Origin of the sequence: Streptomyces sp. NBC_01381 (assembly GCF_026340305.1) — a bacterium.
Classification (GTDB): domain Bacteria; phylum Actinomycetota; class Actinomycetes; order Streptomycetales; family Streptomycetaceae; genus Streptomyces.
Map to the genome: position 1 here is coordinate 270,926 of NZ_JAPEPI010000003.1, position 18,772 is coordinate 289,697.

Consider the following 18,772-nt stretch of genomic DNA (forward strand, 5'->3'; position numbering starts at 1 on the left):
GTGCGGGGTGTCATACGGGAAGCGGCCCCGCTCCGTGTAGCGCGTGAGAGCACGTACTACACGGGGAGAACGACATGAGCGTACGTACCTTTCTGACCAGGTCCGCGGCGGCCGTTGCGCTGACCGCGGGCAGCCTCGCCGTGACGGCGGGTACGGCATCCGCAGCCGAGCCGGCGCCGAACGCCGGTGCTGCTGCCGCCTTCACCGTCTGGGCGACCGACGTGAACGTCCGCGACAACCCGCAGTCGCCCGCGACCTGCGACGGCTTCCCCTCGCCGGGTAACTGCCCGACCGTGTCCGGCAAGTTGCAGCCCGGGCAGCAGTTCGAGGCCCGCTGCCAGCGCAAGGGCGAGACGGTGAGCGGCAACGACTGGTGGGTCTTCATCGAGCGGGGCGACTCGCGCGGCTGGATCGCCAGCTACTTCGTGGACACGCCCGACGACCAGCTGCCCGGCGTACCGATCTGCGGCGCCTGACACCGACACGACCGAACCGACCAGCGAACCAATCAACGGGGAGACAGACATGAGGATTCTGAGGAGCACGGGCCGGACCGTGGCGCTGGCGGCGGCCGTCGGCGCGCTGGCGCTGGCCGCACCGGTGACGGCATCAGCGTCGGCGTCGGCGTCGGCGTCGGCGTCGACCCAGAGCGCATCGGCCGCGGCCGAGCAGCAGGCCAAGGCGGGCAAGGAGGTCCAGGTCTGGGCCAGCAACGTACGCCTGCACGTCGAACCGCTCGTCAATTCGCCCTCGCCGACGACCTTCGGTCCCGGCAAGCTGATCGACTTCTGCCAGCGGCAGGGCGACTTCGTCTCCGAGCCGGGCCAGGGGTCGAGCACCTGGTGGTCGTACGTGGAGCTGCCCGGCGGCAGTGACGGCCTGTGGATCAGCAATGTCTACCTGGTCGGCGGGGAGAAGATCGAAGGCGTGCCCGACTGCTGACCGCCTTCTGCCACGCGCCTCCCGCTGCCGCCCAAGGCAGCGGGAGGTGACCGCCGTTCAGTGGGTCACGGCGAACAGGAGCAGGACGATGAGCAGGGCCAGGGCGCCGAGGGTGGCGCCGATGAGCGACGGGCCGAAGTTCGTCGCTAGGCCCCGTTCGTTCTTCCACACCCCCAACGCCCCCAGGACCAGGGCCAGGAGCCCGAGGGGCGCGGCGACGAAGTCGCCGAGTACGGGGATGAAGGAGCCCACGAGGGCGACGATGCCCAGGGGAAGGGCGATGTCGCCCAGTCGGTTGCCGGGTGCGCCCCCGCGTGGTTCGTCGTCCTTGTGCGACATGCGTCCTCTCACGCTGGAGTCCGGTACCGAAGACCGCAGGACCATCAGACGTCCTGCACGGCCGCATGTCCAGCACGACTCTGCCCATCCCGGTCAGAACGGAAGGCTCCCGCCGGTCGGGGTGGCGTCAGCACCACCCCCTGCTCGGGCCCCAGACCTCCTGCCTCGCGGCCCCCATCGGAGCAGGCTTGTTCCCGTAGCCAGCGGACGGTCCGGCGGTTCCGGCCGGGCCCCGAATCGACGAACGGGGAGAGACGGTGACCAGTCATACGCGGCGGAGGATTCTCCAGGGTGCGGCGCTCGCGGCTGCGGGCAGTGTGGTCGGCGGGTACGGGCTCGGCCACGGCGCAGCGGCGGCGCATGCTGCCACGCCCGGTGCGGCGGGCGGCGGCAAGAAGTCGCTCCCCTTCCTGGAGGGCGCGTTCGCGCCGGTCACCGAGGAGTTGACCGCGTTCGGCCTGCCGGTGACCGGCCGTGTGCCGCGCGACCTGGACGGCCGTTTCCTGCGCACGGGCCCGAACGCTCTGGGCCTGGAGGATCCGCGGGCGCACCACTGGATGCTGGGCGACGGCATGGTGCACGGGGTGCGGCTGCGCGGCGGGCGCGCCGAGTGGTACCGCAACCGCTGGGTGCGCTCCTCGCAGGTGGCGAAGAAGCTGGGCGAGCCCTACCCGGGCGATGCGCCGCCGGACGACTTCGCGTGCAACACGCATGTGATCCCCTACAAGGGGCGGATCCTGGCGCTCCAGGAGGGCGGGCCGCTGCCGTACGAACTGGACGGCGAGCTTGCCACCGTGCGCCCGTACGACTTCCGGTCCACGCTGCGGGGCGCGTTCACCGCGCACACCAAGTACGACGCGGCGGCGGACGAGCTGCACGCGGTGGCGTACTACCCGACCTGGGACCACGTACGGCACATCATGATCGACCGGACCGGGCGGGTGGCGCGGACCACCAAGGTCCCCGTGGCGGACGCGCCGATGATGCACGACTTCGCCCTCACCGAGAAGTACGTGGTGATCGTGGACGTCCCGATCACGTTCGACGCGGCGGCCGCCGAGGCCGGGGCCACGGTGCCGTACATCTGGAACGAGCGACACCCCATGCGCATCGGGATCCTGCCGCGGGCCGGAGGCACCACGCGCTGGTTCGAGATCGACCCGGTCTACTTCTCGCACACGCTCAACGCCTATGACCAGGGCGACAAGGTGGTGGTCGAGTACACCTCCATGCCCGCCCCGTTCTACGCGGCGGGCCGGGGCAGCGGCGGTCCCTCCGCGACCGGCGCGCCCGCGCTCGACCGCTGGACGGTCGATCTGCGCGCCGGCCGGGTCCGCGGCAGCCGCATCGACGATCTACCGCAGGAGTTCCCGCGCGTCAACGAATCCCTGGTCTCCCGCCGGCACCGCTTCGGGTACACGGCGAGCGCGGCCGAGATGTGGCGCGCGTACGAGACGGTCGACGGGGTGCCGCCGGACGAGAAGTTCACCAACTGCCTGGTGAAACATGACATGTTGCGCGACAGCAAGCAGGTGCACCGCTTCCCGAAGGGCGCGGCGGCGAGCGAGCCGGTGTTCGTGCCGCGCCGGGGCGCGCGGGACGAGGACGACGGCTACATCCTCTCTTACGTGAACGACCCCGACCGCGGCGCGACCGACCTGGTGATCCTCGCGGCCCAGGACTTCACCGGCCACCCGCTGGCCCGCATCCACCTGCCCGGCCGGGTACCGCTCGGCTTCCACGGCAGCTGGGTGGCGGAACAGTAGGCAGCTGGGCCGCGGCAGGAGGTTGGCGCGGGGAGCTGCATGTGTGTGTGGTCTCCCTGATGCGCTCCGCCCTTACATGGCCGCGTGCGGTGCGGGATTCGTCTCGGGCGCGGGTCCCAGCGTCGTCGTGCCCGGGGTGGCCCGGTGGGCGAGGCCGGTGCGGTAGGCGTCCAGGGCGGCCTCCGTCCGTCCTGTCCTGCGGAGAAGGTCGCCGAGTAGGCAGCACAGGCCCGCCAAGTCCCCTGCCACGCCTGCCCGTTCGAGCAGGGGCAGCGCGGCGCGGTAGTGCTCCTCGGCGGCCGTCGTGTCCCCGCACTCCTCCGCGATGAGGCCAAGGAGCCGGTGCGCGGCGCCTACGTGCACCGTGCCGCGTCCGGCCCTGAGGGAGCGCGCTTCCGGGATGTCCGTGGGCCCCGCGGCTTCCGCGGCCTCCGTGCCGACGGCCAGCAGCGGTCTCAGGAGCGCCTCGGCCTCCTGGACCTTGCCGCGTCGGCGCAGCACGTCGGCGAGTTCCACCTCAACCTGTTCGGCGAAGAGCGCGGCCCGCTTGGCGGTGAGCATGTCGTAAGCGGTGCGCAGTTCGTTCTCGGCGCGCGCCAGGTCGCCGTCCTGGGCGTGCACGTAGCCGCGCATCCAGTGGCAGTGGGCGAGTTCGGTGCGGATGTGCAGCTGCCGGTAGAGATCCTGGGCCTTGGCCAGCGATGCGTCGGCCTCGGCGATGCGGCCCTGGGCGATGAGCGTACGGGCCACCCCGCGGTGCATCCCGGCCAGCAGGGCGGGATCGTCCACGCGCGGCGCGAGCGCGATCGCCAGTTCGGCGGCGTGCGCGGCGCGCTCGTGTGCGCCCATGTCCATGTACGGGGCGATGGATGCCGTGTAGAGGAGGAGCAGCGCGTCGGGGTCCTGCAGTCCGGAGGCGTTGAGCTGATCGAGCGCCGTCTCCAACAGGTAGCAGGCGTAACGGAGTTCACCTGTCAGCCGGTGGGCATTGGCGCGGCCGCGGATGGCGGGGACGCGGCGGGGCAGCGGCTCGTCGGCGAGCAGCCGCTCCACCGAGGCGAAGCACTCGTGCGCGTCGTCGAGTTCCCCGGACTCCAGAAGACAGTCGCCGAGGCCGAGGAGCGCGGTGGCCTGCTCCCCCGGGAGAGCGTGTTCGACGGCTTCGGCGTGCAGGGCCCGGAAGAGGGGGGCGGCATCTTCGGGTGCTCCGGTGGCCAGCGCGCGCCGCGCGTCGGTCAGGCGCAGCCGCAGCTCGGCGGCGAGGCGGGCGGGGCGGCCCGTCGCGAGCTCCTCGGACGTGACGCCGAGACGCTCGGCCAGGTGCCGCAGCGCCGCCTCGGACGGCCTCACCTTGCCCGACTCCAGCGTGGAGACGTAGGCGGGCGTGTAGGCGGGTTCGGCCAACTGCCGCTGGGTGAGCCCTAGTTCCGTACGAAGGCGCAGGACTCGACGCCCGATCACCGCGGGCTCGTCGAGCCGAACGCCCCCAGATCCACTGTCCGACATCTCTCCGCCTCCAGGTCCGAGCCAAGTCCATGCGGGCCTGGAGCGAAAGGACTTGTGACTACGTGGCGTGAACTCCCCACTCCCACAGTCACCTTGCGCCCCAGGCATTGCCTTGCTTCCCCACGCCCCCTACATTGAACCCCACCTTAAGCTCCCTTAACCCCCCACTTACGTCACGGACTTGCCGATCCCGGCCGCCTCCGTGCAGATCACTCGGGAGATCTTCCATGCGTAGACACGCATCCCACATATCCCGCAAGCGACTCGGCATCGCCATCGGTGTCGTCCTGGCGGCGGCGCTCGCCGTCACCGCTCCGGTCGCCGCGGACCCCGGCACGGGCGACAACGCCCCGGCCGCTCAACCCGCCGGCCGCGACGCCGGCTCCGCCGATGGCGTCAAGGTCGAGTACTTCACCGGCCCCGAAGGCCACCCCCGCCACACAGAGGTCTCGTCGTCCTCCCCGCTCACCAGGAAGGAGCGGGCCACGGTCAAGGACGACGGCGACGTCGTGCCGATCGTGGAGGCCGGGCCGAGCGACGCCAAGGTCGACGTCGTCTTCATCGGCGACGGCTACACCGCCGCCCAGCAGGAGGACTTCCACACCGACGTGCGCACCAAGTGGAAGGAGATGTCCGCCGTCGAGCCGTACGCCGAGTACCAGGACCTGTTCAACGTCTGGGCCGTCGACGCCCACTCGCAGGACTCCGGCGTCTCGGGCGACCCGACGAGCGACGTCACCAAGAACACCGCCCTGAACTCCGCGTTCTTCTGCGACGGCATCGAGCGGCTGCTGTGCGTCGACACCAACAAGGTCGAGGCGTACGCGAGCAAGGCCGCCGACCCCGACCTCGTGATCGTGCTCGGCAACTCCACCAAGTACGGCGGCGCCGGCTACAACGACATCACTTCGCCGTCCGGGTACGACGGCATCGGCACCGCATCCTCCGACCACCCCGACTCCGACCAGGTCGCCGTCCACGAGACCGGCCACTCCTTCGGCAAGCTCGCCGACGAGTACTGGTACGACGAGAGCACGTACACGGGCCCCGAGCCGGGCGAGTCCAACCTCACCAAGCTCAGCGCCGACGAGATGGCCGCGCAGAAGGCGAAGTGGCACCGGTGGCTCGGCCAGGAGTCACCCGACGGCGGCACCGTCGGCGCGTACGAGGGCGGCGGCTATCACGGCCACGGGCTCAACCGCCCCACCGATGACTCGATCATGCGCACCCTGGGCCGTGAGTTCAATCTGCCAGGACGCGAGGCGATGATCGCGGGCTTCCATCAGCACGCCCCGGTCCTCACCGCCGTCACACCCACCGACCGGCAGGTGCACGGCAGCGATCGGATCCGCGTCGAGGCGTCCTCCCGCGCACAGGTGCGCTGGTACGTCGACGGCCGCGAGGCACGGCAGGCCCGCGACGCGAGCAGTGTGACCCCGAGGCGGCTCGGGGTGCCCGCCGACGGCCGCCCGCACACCGTCACGGCACGCGCCACGGACCCGACCAAGGCGGTCCGCGACCCGAAGCTCCGCAAGTCCCTGACCGGCTCGCTCAGTTGGCAGGTCAAGCGCTGACACACCGAGGCAGCCGCCGGGATCCCGGAGCCTTGATGACACGATGGAGGCTCCGGCGATCCCGAAGGCCAAGGACCGTGCACACGCCTGCCGACCACCTCCGCCCGATGCCTTGATCGAACTGTGTGGGGCCCGTGACAGCACCTGGAACGACAACCGGCTTCTTCGGTTGCTGGCGGAGCACACCGGCGCGGCGACTCGGCACCCTCCGGGGAGCTTCGGCCCGTCTGCGCGGCCTGCTCGACCGGCGCCTGCGTGCCTGCCCCTCGGCTCCGCCCCTCGCGCGGTCGCCGCGTCAGCCGTCGCCCGCCCGCTCCCCCGCCACGGGGTAGGGGACGAACGTGCTGCTGTTCTCGTCGATCGCAAGGCGGCGGTCCAGGGGTGGTACGGCCCGTTGGGGGCAGTCGGTGCGTTCGCAGAGGCGGCAGCCCATGCCGATGGGGACGGCGGAAGAGGCGTTGTCCAGGTCGAGGCCGTCGGAGTAGACGAGCCGTGCGGCATGGCGGATCTCGCAGCCCAGGCCGAGCGCGAAGGTCTTGCCCGGCTCTCCCCAGCCGCCGCGGTGCCGGGTGACCGCCCGGGCGGTCCACAGGTAGCGCTGCCCGTCCGGCATGGCGGCGACCTGGACATGGATGCGGCCGGGCGAGGCGAACGCCTCGTACACGTTCCACAGCGGGCAGGTGCCTCCCGCGCGGGAGAAGTGGAACGCGGTGGCGGACTGACGCTTCGACATGTTGCCCGCCCGGTCGACCCGGACGAAGGAGAAGGGCACGCCGCGCAGCCGGGGCCGCTGCAGGGTGCTCAGGCGGTGGCAGATCGTCTCGTAGCCGAGTCCGAAGTGGTCGGTCAGCCGCTCGATGTCGTAGCGGAACTCCTCCGCGGCCGCGTGGAAGCGGCGGTAGGGCAGGATCAGCGCGGCCGCGAGGTAGTTGGCGATGCCGATGCGGGCCAGCGGCCAGGCCGCGGTCTGCGGGTCGAAGTCCTCCGAGGCGAGGGCGGAGATCTCGTCCGCGTACTCGAGCAGTGCGAGCTGGGTGGCCATCCGGAACGCCTGCTGGCCGGGGCGCAGTCGGCTGGAGAGGTGGAGGACCCGGGTCTTCGGGTCGTAGTGGTGCAGGAGCCGGCCGGAGTCCGCGGCGATGCGCACGGCGTGGCGCTCGGACAGGCGTGTGGACAGGGCGCCCACGACCTCGCCGGGGCGTACGCCGATCTCGGTGGCGAACCGCTCGGCGGCGAGGTCGATGTCGTTCAGGTAGTTCTGGCGCCGGTAGAAGAACTCGCGGATCTCCTCGTGTGCCGAGCGAGGCTGTGCCGCTGTTCCAGGACCCCGGCCCTCCGCGGTTTCGGAGAGCTGTTCGGTGAGGTGCTGGTTCCGCCGGCCCAGGTCCACCAGGAGGGTGGCCACGGCGGGCAGCCGGGATGCCAGGTCCGAGAGGTCGGATGCGGAGACGCGGCCCGCGGAGACCTCGCCGGTGAGGGCGTCCCGCAGATCGGCCACAAGGCGGCTGGTGTCACGTTCGGAGAAGAAGCCCGGGTCGACGCCGAACGCCTCCGTGAGGCGCAGCAGTACGGGCACGGTCAACGGCCGTGAGTCGTGCTCCATCTGGTTCAGATAGCTCGGCGAGATGGCCAGGGACCGGGCAAGGTCGGCCTGGCTCATGCGCCGTTCCTCCCGCAGCCGTCGCAGCCGCGCCCCCGCGTACGTCTTGCTCACCCATGTGCTCCTGTTCCGGTCACGTGTGCTCCCGTCCGGTCACGATCGTCGGCACTGTTCGCGATGGTAGCCATGCGAACCGGCCTTGTGGCATTAACAGAGTTGGCAAAAGCGCCGTGAAAGATGCGCAGAAGTTGGCAGCCTTCCACGCTTGTTGGCACTGAGTGCCGCTGCGAGAGTCGTACTGCGGCCCGCCGAACTCCGGCGGGCGGAACCGGAAACCGGGCGCGATTCATGCCCTGACGTCGGAGACCCCGGCCCTTCCGGCCGCCTCGGCGACATTGCTCCGATTGCTCACCCATGGAGTTCGCGGGCCGCACCCCATATTGGCAAGGCACTTAGTGCCAGGCATTGGCATGGTTCACGACTATCCGGGAGACGGTCATGGCACAGGCAGGGACGACGACGGCAACGGCCGAGGAGCTGGCGCAGCGCTGGGCGACCGACGTCCGCTGGAAGGGGATCGAGCGCACCCACACCGCCGAGGATGTGGTCAGGCTCTCCGGCAGCGTCCGCGAGGAGCACACGCTGGCCCGGCGCGGCGCCGAGCGGCTGTGGCGTCAGCTGCACGACCGCGACTACATCCATGCGCTGGGTGCGTTGACCGGCGGTCAGGCGGTGCAGCAGGTGAAGGCCGGGCTGCAGGCGATCTACCTGTCGGGCTGGCAGGTGGCGGCCGACGCGAACCTGGCCGGGCACACCTACCCCGACCAGTCCCTCTACCCGGCCAACTCCGTTCCGCAGGTGGTGCGTCGGATCAACAACGCGCTGCTGCGCGCCGATCAGATCGCCACGGCGGAGGGCGATTCGTCGGTGGACTGGCTGGCCCCGATCGTCGCCGACGCCGAGGCCGGTTTCGGCGGCCCGCTCAACGCCTTCGAGCTGACCAAGGCGATGATCGAGGCGGGCGCGGCCGGTATCCATTACGAGGACCAGCTCGCCTCGGAGAAGAAGTGCGGCCACCTGGGCGGCAAGGTCCTGGTGCCGACCGCCCAGCACGTGCGCACCCTGAATGCGGCCCGCCTGGCCGCGGACATCTCCGACGTACCCACCCTGATCGTCGCCCGCACGGACGCGCTGGCCGCGAACCTGCTGACCAGCGACGTCGACGAGCGCGACGCCCGGTTCGTGACCGGTGAGCGCACCGCCGAGGGCTTCTACCGGGTAGAGAACGGCATGGGCTCGGCGATCGCCCGCGGCCTGGCCTACGCCCCGTACGCGGACCTGCTGTGGATGGAGACCGGCACCCCCGACCTGGGCCAGGCACGCGAGTTCGCCGAGGCGATCCACGCCCAGTACCCGGATCAGATGCTGGCCTACAACTGCTCGCCGTCGTTCAACTGGAAGGCGGCCCTGGACGACGACCAGATCGCCAAGTTCCAGCGGGAGCTGGGCGCGATGGGCTACCGCTTCCAGTTCATCACGCTGGCCGGCTTCCACTCCCTCAACCACGGCATGTTCGACCTGGCGCGCGGCTATGCCGAGTCGGGCATGACGGCCTATGTCGACCTGCAGGAGCGGGAGTTCGCCGCCCAGGAGCACGGGTTCACGGCGGTCAAGCACCAACGCGAGGTCGGCACCGGCTACTTCGACCTCGTCTCCACCGCCGTGAACCCCGCCTCGTCCACCACCGCGCTGAGCGGCTCGACCGAAGAAGAGCAGTTCCACTAGGCCGCCGTCGGGCCCCGGCAGCGGGGCCCGTCCGTAGCCCACCGCCCACCGCCTGTCGCCCGTCGCCCGTCGCCCGTCGCCCGTCGCCCGCTGAGGAGACCCGCATGTCCATCGCCGCTCCGACCAGCCGTGCTCAGGTCCTCCCGGTACCGGGACACCGGCACGACGAGATCCTCACTCCCGAGGCCCTGGATTTCGTGGGGCGTCTCGTCGACGCCTTCGCGGACCGCCGCCTCGACCTCCTCAAGGAGCGGACGCGGGTGGCGGCCAGGCTCGCCTCCGGCTCCCCGCTCGACTTCTCCATCGCCACCGCCGGCATACGCGCGGACGACTCCTGGCAGGTGGCGCCGCCGGCCCCCGGCCTGACCGACCGCCGGGTGGAGATCACCGGACCGCCGGAACGCCGGATGGCGGTCAACGCCCTCAACTCCGGTGCGCAGGTGTGGATGGCGGACTTCGAGGACGCCACCGCGCCCACCTGGGACAACATCATCGGCGGTCAGCTGAACCTGCTGGACGCCATCGAGCGCAGGATCGACTTCAGCACGCCGGAGGGCAAGCGGTACCGGCTCGGCGAGCAGGTCGCGACCATCGTCGTACGCCCGCGCGGCTGGCATCTGACGGAGAATCATCTGGAGATCGGCGGCCGTCCGGCGCCCGCCTCCCTCGTCGACTTCGGCCTCTACTTCTTCCACTGCGCCCAGCGCCAGATCGACGCGGGGCACGGCCCGTACTTCTATCTGCCGAAGCTGGAGAGCCGCGACGAGGCACGGCTGTGGAACGACGTATTCATCCTCGCCCAGGACCTCCTCGGCATCCCCCGCGGCACGATCCGGGCCACCGTCCTGATCGAGACCATCACGGCGGCCGTCCAGATGGAGGAGATCCTCTACGAGCTCCGCGAGCACAGCTCCGGGCTCAACGCCGGCCGCTGGGACTATCTCTTCAGCCTCATCAAGACCTTCGGGCACCGCACCGACTTCCTCCTTCCCGACCGGGCGAAGGTCACCATGACCGCCCCCTTCATGCGCGCCTACACCGAACTCCTGGTGCGCACCTGCCACAAGCGGGGCGCGCACGCCATCGGCGGCATGTCCGCCCACGTACCCGGCAGGGACCCGGACGCCCACCAGGCGGCCCTGGCCACGGTGCGGCTCGACAAGGAACGTGAGGCCGAGGACGGCTTCGACGGCTCCTGGGTCGCCCACCCCGCGCTCGTGCCCGTCTGCCGCGAGGTGTTCGACGGAGTGCTCGACACCCGCCCGCATCAGATCGACCGCACCCGGAACGACGTCGAGGTGACGGCCGCCCAGTTGCTGTCCGTACGCCGCGTCAGCGCGCCACCCACGCCGGAGGGCGTACGCATCAACATCGCCGTCGCCCTGCGCTACTTCGCCGCATGGCTGAACGGACAGGGAGCCGTCGCCCTGGACGGTCTTATGGAGGACGCCGCCACGGCCGAGATCGCCCGGGTGCAGATCTGGCAGTGGCTGCGCCACCGGGTCGTCGAGCGCGCGACGGTCGTGGAGCTGCTGGAGGACGAGCTCGCCGCGCTGGGCGCGGAGTATCCGTGGGCCCCCGTCGATGACGTCCGTGGCCTCTTCGAACGGACAGCCCTGGCACGGGAGTTGCCCGCCTTCTTCACGCTTGACGCCTACACCCGCCACCTCGCTCACCGCCCGGAAGGGCAGTCACTGGAGGGGCAGTCACCGGAGGGACAGTCATGAGCACAGCCATCCGACGGGTCGGGGTCGTGGGCGCGGGCCAGATGGGCGCCGGAATCGCCGAGGTGTGCGCCCGCGCGGGCCTGGACACCGTGGTCTGCGAGGCCGACGCGGTAGCCGCCGGCGCCGCGCGTGAGCGGGTGGCCGTCTCGCTCGAACGCGCCGTCCAGCGCGGCAAGTTGGACCGCTTGAGCGCCGAGGACGCACTGGCCCGCATGGTGTTCACGGGCAGCCTCGACGATCTGGCCGACCGTCAGCTCGTCATCGAGGCCGTCGTCGAGGACACCTCGGCGAAGACAGAGCTCTTCGCCTCCTTGGACAAGGTCATCGAGGATCCGGAGGCGATCCTCGCCACCAACACCTCCTCCATCCCGGTCATGCGTCTGGGCATGGCCACCGGACGCGCCGACCGCGTCGTCGGGCTGCACTTCTTCAACCCGGTCCCCGTCCTGCCTTTGGTCGAGGTGGTCTCCTCACTCCACACTTCCGCTCAAACGGTCGCGGTCGTACGGGACTTCGCCACACACACTCTGGGCAAGACGGTCGTCCGATCCCAGGACAGGGCGGGCTTCGTCGTCAACGCGCTGCTCGTCCCCTACCTTCTCTCGGCGATCCGGATGACGGAGTCCGGCTTCGCCACCGCCGCCGATGTGGACGCGGGCATGGAGCTGGGCTGCGCGCACCCGATGGGCCCGCTGAGACTGGCGGACCTGATCGGCCTGGACACGCTCGCCGCCATCGCGGCATCTCTGTACGAAGAGTTCAAGGAACCCCTGTACGCACCGCCGCCGCTGCTCCAGCGGATGGTGGAAGCGGGGCTGCTCGGCCGCAAGAGCGGCCGCGGGTTCCACACCTACGACCGGGGCTGAGGGGCCCGGGTCCGCCGCCGGGCTGAGGGGCCTGCGGCTGCGGTGAGGGGGGCGCGGAACGGAGTGGTGATCTGTTCCGCGCCTTCCGGCCGCCCCTCCTGGTCTTGCCTCGATCTGCCCATATTCGCAGGACAGAGCCCTACTGGTTGCCGCCTGCCTCCGCCGGCTTCCTGATCCTTGGGAAGGGTTTCGCACTCCAGCGCAACGGAGTGCCTTACCAATGAATTGGGCCCCATCCCCTTTGCCCGGGGATGGAGCCCTGCGGCCTCTTCGCTGGTCAGGCCGCGGATGAACAGGCTACCGCTGCCAGAGGGTGCCAATTTGGCTGTTGACCCTCGGGATTTCGGCGGTGGTAAAGCCGTCGTCAGCGATCGAGACTTTGACAGTTTGGGAGCTGTGGCTGCAAGCCTGGCCGAGGAGACCTCCGAGGAGACCTCCGAGGAGGTCACAGAGGATGTTGTCGGTGGGGGTGGCCGCAGGAGCGACGGTGGTGGTGATCTTCGGGGGTCCTTCGGCATGGGCCGCACCTGCCGCGCCGAGAGAGGTGATGGCCAGGACGCCGGAGATGAAAGCGGCTTTGAGGGGAGTGTTCATGGCATCCAGCCTCTGCCCGCCCCTGTCCCTGCGACAGTGGGATGCCGCCAGTGGAGTGAAGATCTGTTCCGCGCCTGCGCGCCTCCCCGCCTCCACGGCCGTGTGGCTCAGCCGGCGGCCAGTACCGGTCCGAAGGTCTGCCGCCCGATCTCCTCGGCACGCGCCTGGTCGACCATCTTGCCCTGTACGTCCGGGTGTTGGGCGAGCCAGGACCGGGCCGAGGCCGCGGAGGTGAAGAAGTTCAGCGCGTCGCAGCACACCGTTGCAGCCGGGCCGGAGCAGGAGCGGCGCGCGACGATCACCACGGTGGATGCGGGCTCCCACCGCATGCGGCCGCCTCGGCCGGTGACGGTGACCGGTTCGCCCGACACCGGGTCCGACGAGGTGATCACCGCGTCCTCGGCGAGCATCGCCGAAATGCCCAGGGCATCGATCGCGCACATCGACCACACCCGCGTCCCGCTCGCCAAGGTCACCTGGTGTGCGGTCGGCGTCGCGGAGAACGGATAGGCCGCCTGGATCCGACCCCCCTCGTCCAGCGTCAGGAAGTCCTCGCGCGCCAGCTCCGCGAGCACCTCGGCAGCGGACCGTCCCGCCTCGGCCGCGACGGTCTCCAGCGCGGCGGTCGGGGGCGCCTGCCCGGACGCGGCGAAGTGACGAAGCACCGCTTGGTGCACCGCGCGCAGACCACGCTCGGCAGGTGCCCGGCGGCCGCGTCCGGCCCGGCCGACCGGGTCGAGCAGGTCCTCCTCGCAGCAGTCCTCGCTCACGGCGTCGGGCAGGCCGGCAGCGGTCAGGGCCCGGCGCAGTTCGGCCACGGCCGGTGCCCCGTCCACGGCGCCGTCCTCGTGGCGGTAGATCCGGCATGAAACGCTCGGCGCCGCCCCGGGCCTGGCGAAGGGGTCGTTTCCATCGAGCAGGACCGTGGGCGAGCCCGTCATGCCCCACCGAGCCGCCTCCGCCTCGTCCCGCACCTCGACCTGCACGACCTCGACCTGCACCACCTCGGCCGCACGCCCGGCCAGCGCGGCACGCAGCCTCTCCCGCGCCGCGGACGCGTTCGGGCAGTCCGGAACCGTCAGTACCGTGATCCGCATGGCCGCCGTCCTCCCAGGTCGCTGCCGTCTGCCACCGACGCTAGACCTTCCAGTGCACTGGAAGGTCAACGGCTAACCTGGAGACATGCGCATCGGGGAGCTGGCGACCGCGAGCGGAGTCACGACCAAGACCGTCCGCTTCTACGAGCAGGCCGGTCTCGTACCGGAACCGCCCCGCACATCCAGCGGCTACCGCGACTATCCCGGCGAGAGCCTCACCCGCCTCGCCTTCATCCGTGACGCCCAGCACGCCGGGCTCACCCTTGCCGAGATCCGCGGCATCCTCGCCCTGCGCGACAGCGGCCAAGCGCCCTGCGACCACGTCAGCGAACTGATCGACGAGCACCTCGAAGAGATCGACCGGCGCATCTCCGAACTGCGCAAGACCCGCACCGCTCTCCGCGGCCTCGCCGAACGCGCCGCCGACACCGACCCGGCCTCCTGCACCGACACGGACATCTGCCGCCTCATCAGCCGGCCGCGGGTGCCATAGGAGTTCCCTGTAGCGCCTGCTGATATTTCGTCTTTGCCTCTCATTCTTCTCCGTACGTACCGTAAAACAGCTCGCCGATTCGCCGAGCGGACAATTACGTATTCGAGAGGACCGGTGGCATGACCACGATCGAGAATGAATCGGGAACGCGAGAACTCGCGGGAAAGCGCGCCTTGGTCACGGGGGGTTCTCGCGGAATCGGAGCGGCCGTCGTGCGCCAACTCCTGGACGCGGGCGCCGAGGTGCTCACGACCGCCAGGTCGGCGACGAGCACGGTGCCGGAGGGGGCCGCCTTCGTGGCGGCCGACGTGCGGACGCGGGCCGGCGCGGAGGCGCTCGCCGCGGCCGCGCGGGAGATGCTCGGCGGGGTGGACGTGCTGGTCCACAACGCGGGTGGGGCGGGGCCGTACGAGAGCACGTCGGCCATCCCTGACGAGGAGTGGCAGGACGCGCTCGACTTGAACTTCCTGGCGTCGGTACGGCTGGACTCGCTGCTGGTACCGGCGATGCGGGAACGGCGTTCGGGGGTGATCATGCACGTCTCCTCCGCCGCGGTACCCCTCACTCCGCCGCCGTTCCTGCACTACACGGCGGCGAAGGCGGCGCTGGAGAACTACAGCCGCGGACTGGCATCGGAGCTGGCCCCGTTCGGAATCCGGGTCAACACCGTGACTCCCGGCCGGGTCGCAACGCCCGGCGGCGAAGCGACGCGGGAGCAGTGGGCGCGCCTTGACCCGGCGCAGGGCCAGAACAACACCAACGTGCCGCTGGGCCGCGATGGCCGGCCCGACGACATCGCCCACGCGGTGCTGTTCCTCTTGTCCGACCGGGCGAGCTGGCTGACCGGGAGCAATCTCGTCGTGGACGGCGGCGAATTCCCCAGGGGCTGACGCCGACGGAATTCAGGAATTCCACAACGCAAGGTTTGACCAGGTCTCCTTACAGAGGAATTCGAGAAGAGCCGTCTCCGCCGGGCCCATGCCGGGCCGGACCACGGCGATGACGGGCTGCGAGACGACCGGGAACACCGGGCGGACGAGGTGCTCGTGACCGTGGGGCACCGCGGAGGCCGGGACGAGCGTGACCCCAAGACCGTGGGCGGCCCAGCGCACGGCCGTCGCGGTCTGGGACACGCGGGCGGCCGTGGTCGGGGCCAGATCGTTGTCCCGCAGCACATTCAGGAGTACGGCGTCGAGCGCGCTGTCGCGGTCGAACCTCACCCACGGCTCCCCCGCAAGGTCGCGCAGCTCGACCCGGTCGGCGGCGAGCTGCCGGTGCCCGGCGCCCAACGCCACGACGAACTCCTCGTCGCCGAGGTGGTGGGCGTCGGCGGGGCTCCGCTCGCATTCCGCCATCAGGGCGAGGTTCAGCACGCCCCGGCGGCACAGCCGTTCCAGCTCGGCGGAGCTCGGCTCCTCGAAGACGGTGACCTCAAGGCGGGGGAAGCGGCGCCGCAGCGCGGCAAGGGCGCCCGGAAGCTGCCGCGTGCCGAAGCCCAGCTGCACCGCGACCACCAGCTCGCCCACCAGCTCGTCGGCACCGGCCCGAGCCGTCGCCCTCGCCCGCCGCGACGCGCGCACCGCGACCTCCGCCTCCCGCAGGAAGGCACGGCCGACCACGGTGGGCACAAGGCCGGTCGGCGTGCGGGCGAACAGCTCCACGCCCAATTCCCGCTCCAGGGCGCGGATCTGCTGGGACAGCGACGGTTGAGCGACGTGCAGCAGCTCCGCCGCCGCCGTCACCGAGCCCTCCTCCGCGACGGCCAGGGCGTACTCGTACTGACGAAGGCTCATCGGCTGCCGTCCCCTCCCAGCGGTGGACGCGGCCCACCCCGTTGAAATCGCTGCAGAAATCAGCAACTCACTTCCGCCGGCGGAGATTCCCGTGGAGACGGCCGGAGCCGATCCACTCTCAACGGCGGCCGGTTCCGTCGCGCGGGGTGATGCGGCGGTAGGCGGCGCGGGCGTGCAGGACGCGGCCTGTCGCGGCGCCGAGGAGAGTCGCGGCCAGCAGGCAGGCCATCCATTCGGGGTCGCGGTGCCCGGCCCAGGAGATCTCGCCGGTGGGGGCGGCCGCGAAGATGTTCAAGAGGGCCCAGCACAACAGAGCCGTTCCGGGCGCCGCGGCGAGCCGGCTCCGCACCCCGAGCACGGCGGCGAGCAGCGACAGGGCGGCGAGCGCGAACCCCGTGCGATCGAGCACGCCGAGCAGGTCGAAGAGGCTCACAAGACCAAACGCTCCCGCATAAGCCCCCGCCCAGATGAGGGGCGTCGGAACCGGCTCGGGAACAGCCCTCGCACCACTGGCCACCTGCCGCCATTCCACCACTGTCAGGTCCTCCCCCATCCCCGGGCCGGCATCGTCGCCGTGGCCCACAGGGCCGGACACGATTGTTCCCCATGCGTCGGCGGCCGGACACAGGTGTGCCCGGCCGCCGCCCCCGTAGGCATGGATCAGCAGATCAGCAAGAGCCTCCAGCGCACACGTCGAGCCAGGCGTACCAGTCCTGGTCGTAACGCGAGCCGATGTTCTGGGTCAGGTGCGTGCGGGCGGTGGCCCAGTCGCCGGTGCGGTAGGAGCCGAGCACGGTCGCCACGTCGTCCGGGTGCTTCTCCAGCATGTAGCGGGCGGCCAGGTAGCCCCAGCGGTAGGTGCGGGTGGTGTCGGTGTTCTGGTAGGTGGTGTCGAAGAGTTGGCTCAGGGGGTAGGTCTTCTTGCCTGCCTCCTTGATGGCTTCCTCGTAGCGCAGCTCGCGGTACGAGTAGGAGACGTACTCGGCGAAGCCCTCGATCCACCAGACCGTCGGGGTCGAGATCCCGGCCTCGAAGTCGCCGTACATGTTGAAGCGGCCGTCGAGGTAGTGGGTGTACTCGTGGTTCAGGTTCCAGATCTGGAAGTCGGGCCGCACCCAGTCCGCTTCGTAGGCGATGAAGCGGGGCAGGTTGCCGTCCGCCGACGGGTCGCCCTCCAGGTACATGCCGCCGTTGTTGGTGTCGATGCCGTAGATCACGCCGGCGTAGGTCTGGTAGTCGGCGCTGGAGTCGAAGACCACCACCTCGATCTTGGTGTTCTTGTCGTCCTTCACCGGGCCGCTGTCCTTGGCGACTTGGTGGAAGTACGCGTCCTGGCCGTTGAGGCTGTTGCAGGCGTAGGAGAAGTTGCCCGCGTCCATGTCCTGGGCGGCGATCGCGATGCTGTCGCTGCACGCGTTCTTGTCCTGGAGGACAGCCGCTTTCAGGCGCTCCTTGAGGTCGCAGACGCCGTAGTAGGCGCAGTTGTCCTTGTCGTACGCGTCGGCCATCTCGGCCACGCCGACCCAGAGCCGGGCCGTCTTGCCGGTCATGTCGGTGACGCCGAGCAGGTCCTTCATCAGCGGGCGGGTCTTGTCCCGCAGCCCGGCGTGCTGGACGAACCGGCCCATCTCGCGGCCCGCGTTGGCGGTGAGGTAGGACCGTTCACCGCCGAGCAGGTCGAGATGGTCCTTGGCGAACCGGTGCACGGTGTCGAGGACGCCCGGGTTGCTCTGGACGGCCTGGACGAACTCCGGCAGCTGATGCCCGCGCCACAGGATCGTGTACACGTTGTTGACGGCGTTGAGCATCCACCACTTGTCGTTGTACGAGCTGTCGTAGCCCTGCAGCATCCGCTGGACGACACCGAGATAGCGGGCGTTCTCCTCCGCGCTGTCGATCAGCGTGATCGCCTCCGCGAGGGTCTCGCCGTTGGCGTCCGTCACGTCGCCGGAGTGCGGGGAGGCGAAGAAGGCGTCGAGGCCAGCCTGGATCGCGGACTTCAGCTCGGGCCCGTACTCGCCCACGTCCGGCTTGTGGTACCAGTGCACGTAGTAACCGGCCCGCAGGAACAGCACGATCTGCGGCATGCCGGTGGTGCCGTCGCCGGGGTACGCGGCGGAGCCATTGCGCAGCGCGTTGGCGACGGTGACCATCTGCGCCTCGCGGAACGCGCCGCCCGCGTCCGCGCCGGTGAGGCGGAACAGGGTGTTGATGCAGTCGGTCGTGGACGAGGTGATCTGCCGGACCAGCGCGTCGCCGGTCTGGGCGAAGTCGCCCGGGGAACACGCCGCCTTGGCCTTCCCCTTCCCCTTCTTCTTGGCCGCCAGCATCGAGGGCCGCTTGTGCGAGGGGTCTTTCGTGGGGGTGTCGTAGTCCTGCCGCAGCGCGTCCTGGGAGGCGGACAGCGGTGCGCGGTCGTCGACCGCGAGCCGGCCGTCCCGCACATGTTCGGCCTCCGCCGCCGCGACCGCGGGCTGCGGGCCGGTTCCCTTGTCGGCCGTCGCCGCCTGGGCGGTCCCGCCGCTGAGCGGGGCGGCGCCGATGCCGAGCGCGAGGGCCAGGGCTCCGGCCCCGGCCGCTCGGACGACGCGTGCACGTAACGAGCTTCTTCGTTCGTTCCGGCTCATTGCGGTTCTCCTGTGGGGGATTCGTTGCCTGTCGCGGACGCACCTTTTGTCGTGAGCACGCCC

16 protein-coding genes and 1 pseudogene are annotated in these 18,772 nt (G+C 70.5%); 9 read left to right on the forward strand and 8 right to left on the reverse strand.

What is annotated here, in order from left to right:
• The first annotated feature begins 74 nt into the window (after positions 1-74).
• Positions 75-476 (forward strand): hypothetical protein, encoded by a 402-nt coding sequence (locus OG453_RS39470; protein WP_266873542.1) that lies wholly within the window; start codon positions 75-77, stop codon positions 474-476.
• Between the two features lie 49 nt (positions 477-525).
• Positions 526-942 (forward strand): hypothetical protein, encoded by a 417-nt coding sequence (locus OG453_RS39475; RefSeq protein WP_266873543.1) that lies wholly within the window; start codon positions 526-528, stop codon positions 940-942.
• A 57-nt stretch (positions 943-999) separates the two neighbouring features.
• Here OG453_RS39475 and OG453_RS39480 read toward each other — a convergent pair whose 3' ends face one another.
• Complete coding sequence (locus OG453_RS39480) at positions 1,000-1,281, reverse strand: hypothetical protein (protein ID WP_266873544.1); 282 nt, start codon at positions 1,279-1,281, stop codon at positions 1,000-1,002.
• A gap of 257 nt (positions 1,282-1,538) precedes the next feature.
• Here OG453_RS39480 and OG453_RS39485 point away from each other — a divergent pair, with 257 nt between their 5' ends.
• The gene (locus OG453_RS39485) at positions 1,539-3,047 is read left to right on the forward strand and encodes a carotenoid oxygenase family protein (protein ID WP_266873545.1); all 1,509 of its coding nucleotides are present in this window, start codon (positions 1,539-1,541) and stop codon (positions 3,045-3,047) included.
• Positions 3,048-3,119: 72 nt separating this feature from the next.
• Here the strand turns inward: OG453_RS39485 and OG453_RS39490 are convergent, their stop codons facing one another.
• Positions 3,120-4,553, reverse strand: coding sequence for a helix-turn-helix domain-containing protein (locus OG453_RS39490; RefSeq protein WP_266873546.1), 1,434 nt, complete (start codon positions 4,551-4,553; stop codon positions 3,120-3,122).
• A gap of 227 nt (positions 4,554-4,780) precedes the next feature.
• Between OG453_RS39490 and OG453_RS39495 the strand changes: the two genes are divergently transcribed.
• On the forward strand, positions 4,781-6,127 hold the full coding sequence (locus tag OG453_RS39495) for a M64 family metallopeptidase (RefSeq protein WP_266873547.1): 1,347 nt from the start codon (positions 4,781-4,783) through the stop codon (positions 6,125-6,127).
• 295 nt (positions 6,128-6,422) lie between these two features.
• On the opposite strand, the gene OG453_RS39500 is transcribed toward OG453_RS39495, so the two are convergent.
• A complete protein-coding gene (locus OG453_RS39500; RefSeq protein ID WP_266873548.1) occupies positions 6,423-7,841 on the reverse strand; it encodes a short-chain fatty acyl-CoA regulator family protein in 1,419 nt (472 codons plus the stop codon).
• Between the two features lie 384 nt (positions 7,842-8,225).
• On the opposite strand from OG453_RS39500, the gene aceA reads away from it, so the two are divergent.
• From aceA to OG453_RS39515, 3 genes are all read left to right on the forward strand, one after another.
• The gene (aceA, locus tag OG453_RS39505; RefSeq protein ID WP_266873549.1) at positions 8,226-9,512 is read left to right on the forward strand and encodes an isocitrate lyase; all 1,287 of its coding nucleotides are present in this window, start codon (positions 8,226-8,228) and stop codon (positions 9,510-9,512) included.
• Between the two features lie 104 nt (positions 9,513-9,616).
• On the forward strand, positions 9,617-11,239 hold the full coding sequence (gene aceB / locus OG453_RS39510; protein ID WP_266873550.1) for a malate synthase A: 1,623 nt from the start codon (positions 9,617-9,619) through the stop codon (positions 11,237-11,239).
• The gene (locus OG453_RS39515; protein WP_266873551.1) at positions 11,236-12,105 is read left to right on the forward strand and encodes a 3-hydroxybutyryl-CoA dehydrogenase; all 870 of its coding nucleotides are present in this window, start codon (positions 11,236-11,238) and stop codon (positions 12,103-12,105) included. Before aceB ends, OG453_RS39515 begins: the two co-directional genes overlap by 4 nt.
• Before the next feature lie 297 nt (positions 12,106-12,402).
• On the opposite strand, the gene OG453_RS39520 is transcribed toward OG453_RS39515, so the two are convergent.
• On the reverse strand, positions 12,403-12,699 hold the full coding sequence (locus OG453_RS39520) for a hypothetical protein (RefSeq protein WP_266873552.1): 297 nt from the start codon (positions 12,697-12,699) through the stop codon (positions 12,403-12,405).
• 107 nt (positions 12,700-12,806) lie between these two features.
• Entirely contained in the window at positions 12,807-13,796 is a 990-nt protein-coding gene (locus OG453_RS39525) for an alkylmercury lyase family protein (RefSeq protein ID WP_266873553.1), read from the reverse strand.
• Positions 13,797-13,881: 85 nt separating this feature from the next.
• Here OG453_RS39525 and OG453_RS39530 point away from each other — a divergent pair, with 85 nt between their 5' ends.
• Both OG453_RS39530 and OG453_RS39535 read left to right on the forward strand, forming a co-directional pair.
• Entirely contained in the window at positions 13,882-14,289 is a 408-nt protein-coding gene (locus OG453_RS39530; protein ID WP_266873554.1) for a heavy metal-responsive transcriptional regulator, read from the forward strand.
• A 119-nt stretch (positions 14,290-14,408) separates the two neighbouring features.
• Complete coding sequence (locus OG453_RS39535) at positions 14,409-15,179, forward strand: SDR family oxidoreductase (RefSeq protein WP_266873555.1); 771 nt, start codon at positions 14,409-14,411, stop codon at positions 15,177-15,179.
• 12 nt (positions 15,180-15,191) lie between these two features.
• Here OG453_RS39535 and OG453_RS39540 read toward each other — a convergent pair whose 3' ends face one another.
• From OG453_RS39540 to OG453_RS39550, 3 genes and pseudogenes are all read right to left on the reverse strand, one after another.
• Positions 15,192-16,082 carry a LysR family transcriptional regulator gene (locus tag OG453_RS39540; protein ID WP_266873556.1) on the reverse strand — a complete coding sequence of 297 codons (891 nt, stop codon included), beginning with the start codon at positions 16,080-16,082 and terminating at the stop codon, positions 15,192-15,194.
• 118 nt (positions 16,083-16,200) lie between these two features.
• Positions 16,201-16,515, reverse strand: a complete 315-nt coding sequence (locus tag OG453_RS39545) for a hypothetical protein (RefSeq protein ID WP_323178737.1) — start codon at positions 16,513-16,515, stop codon at positions 16,201-16,203.
• A gap of 238 nt (positions 16,516-16,753) precedes the next feature.
• Positions 16,754-18,709: pseudogene (locus OG453_RS39550) on the reverse strand (collagenase); the annotation flags it as partial.
• Positions 18,710-18,772: the final 63 nt, after the last annotated feature.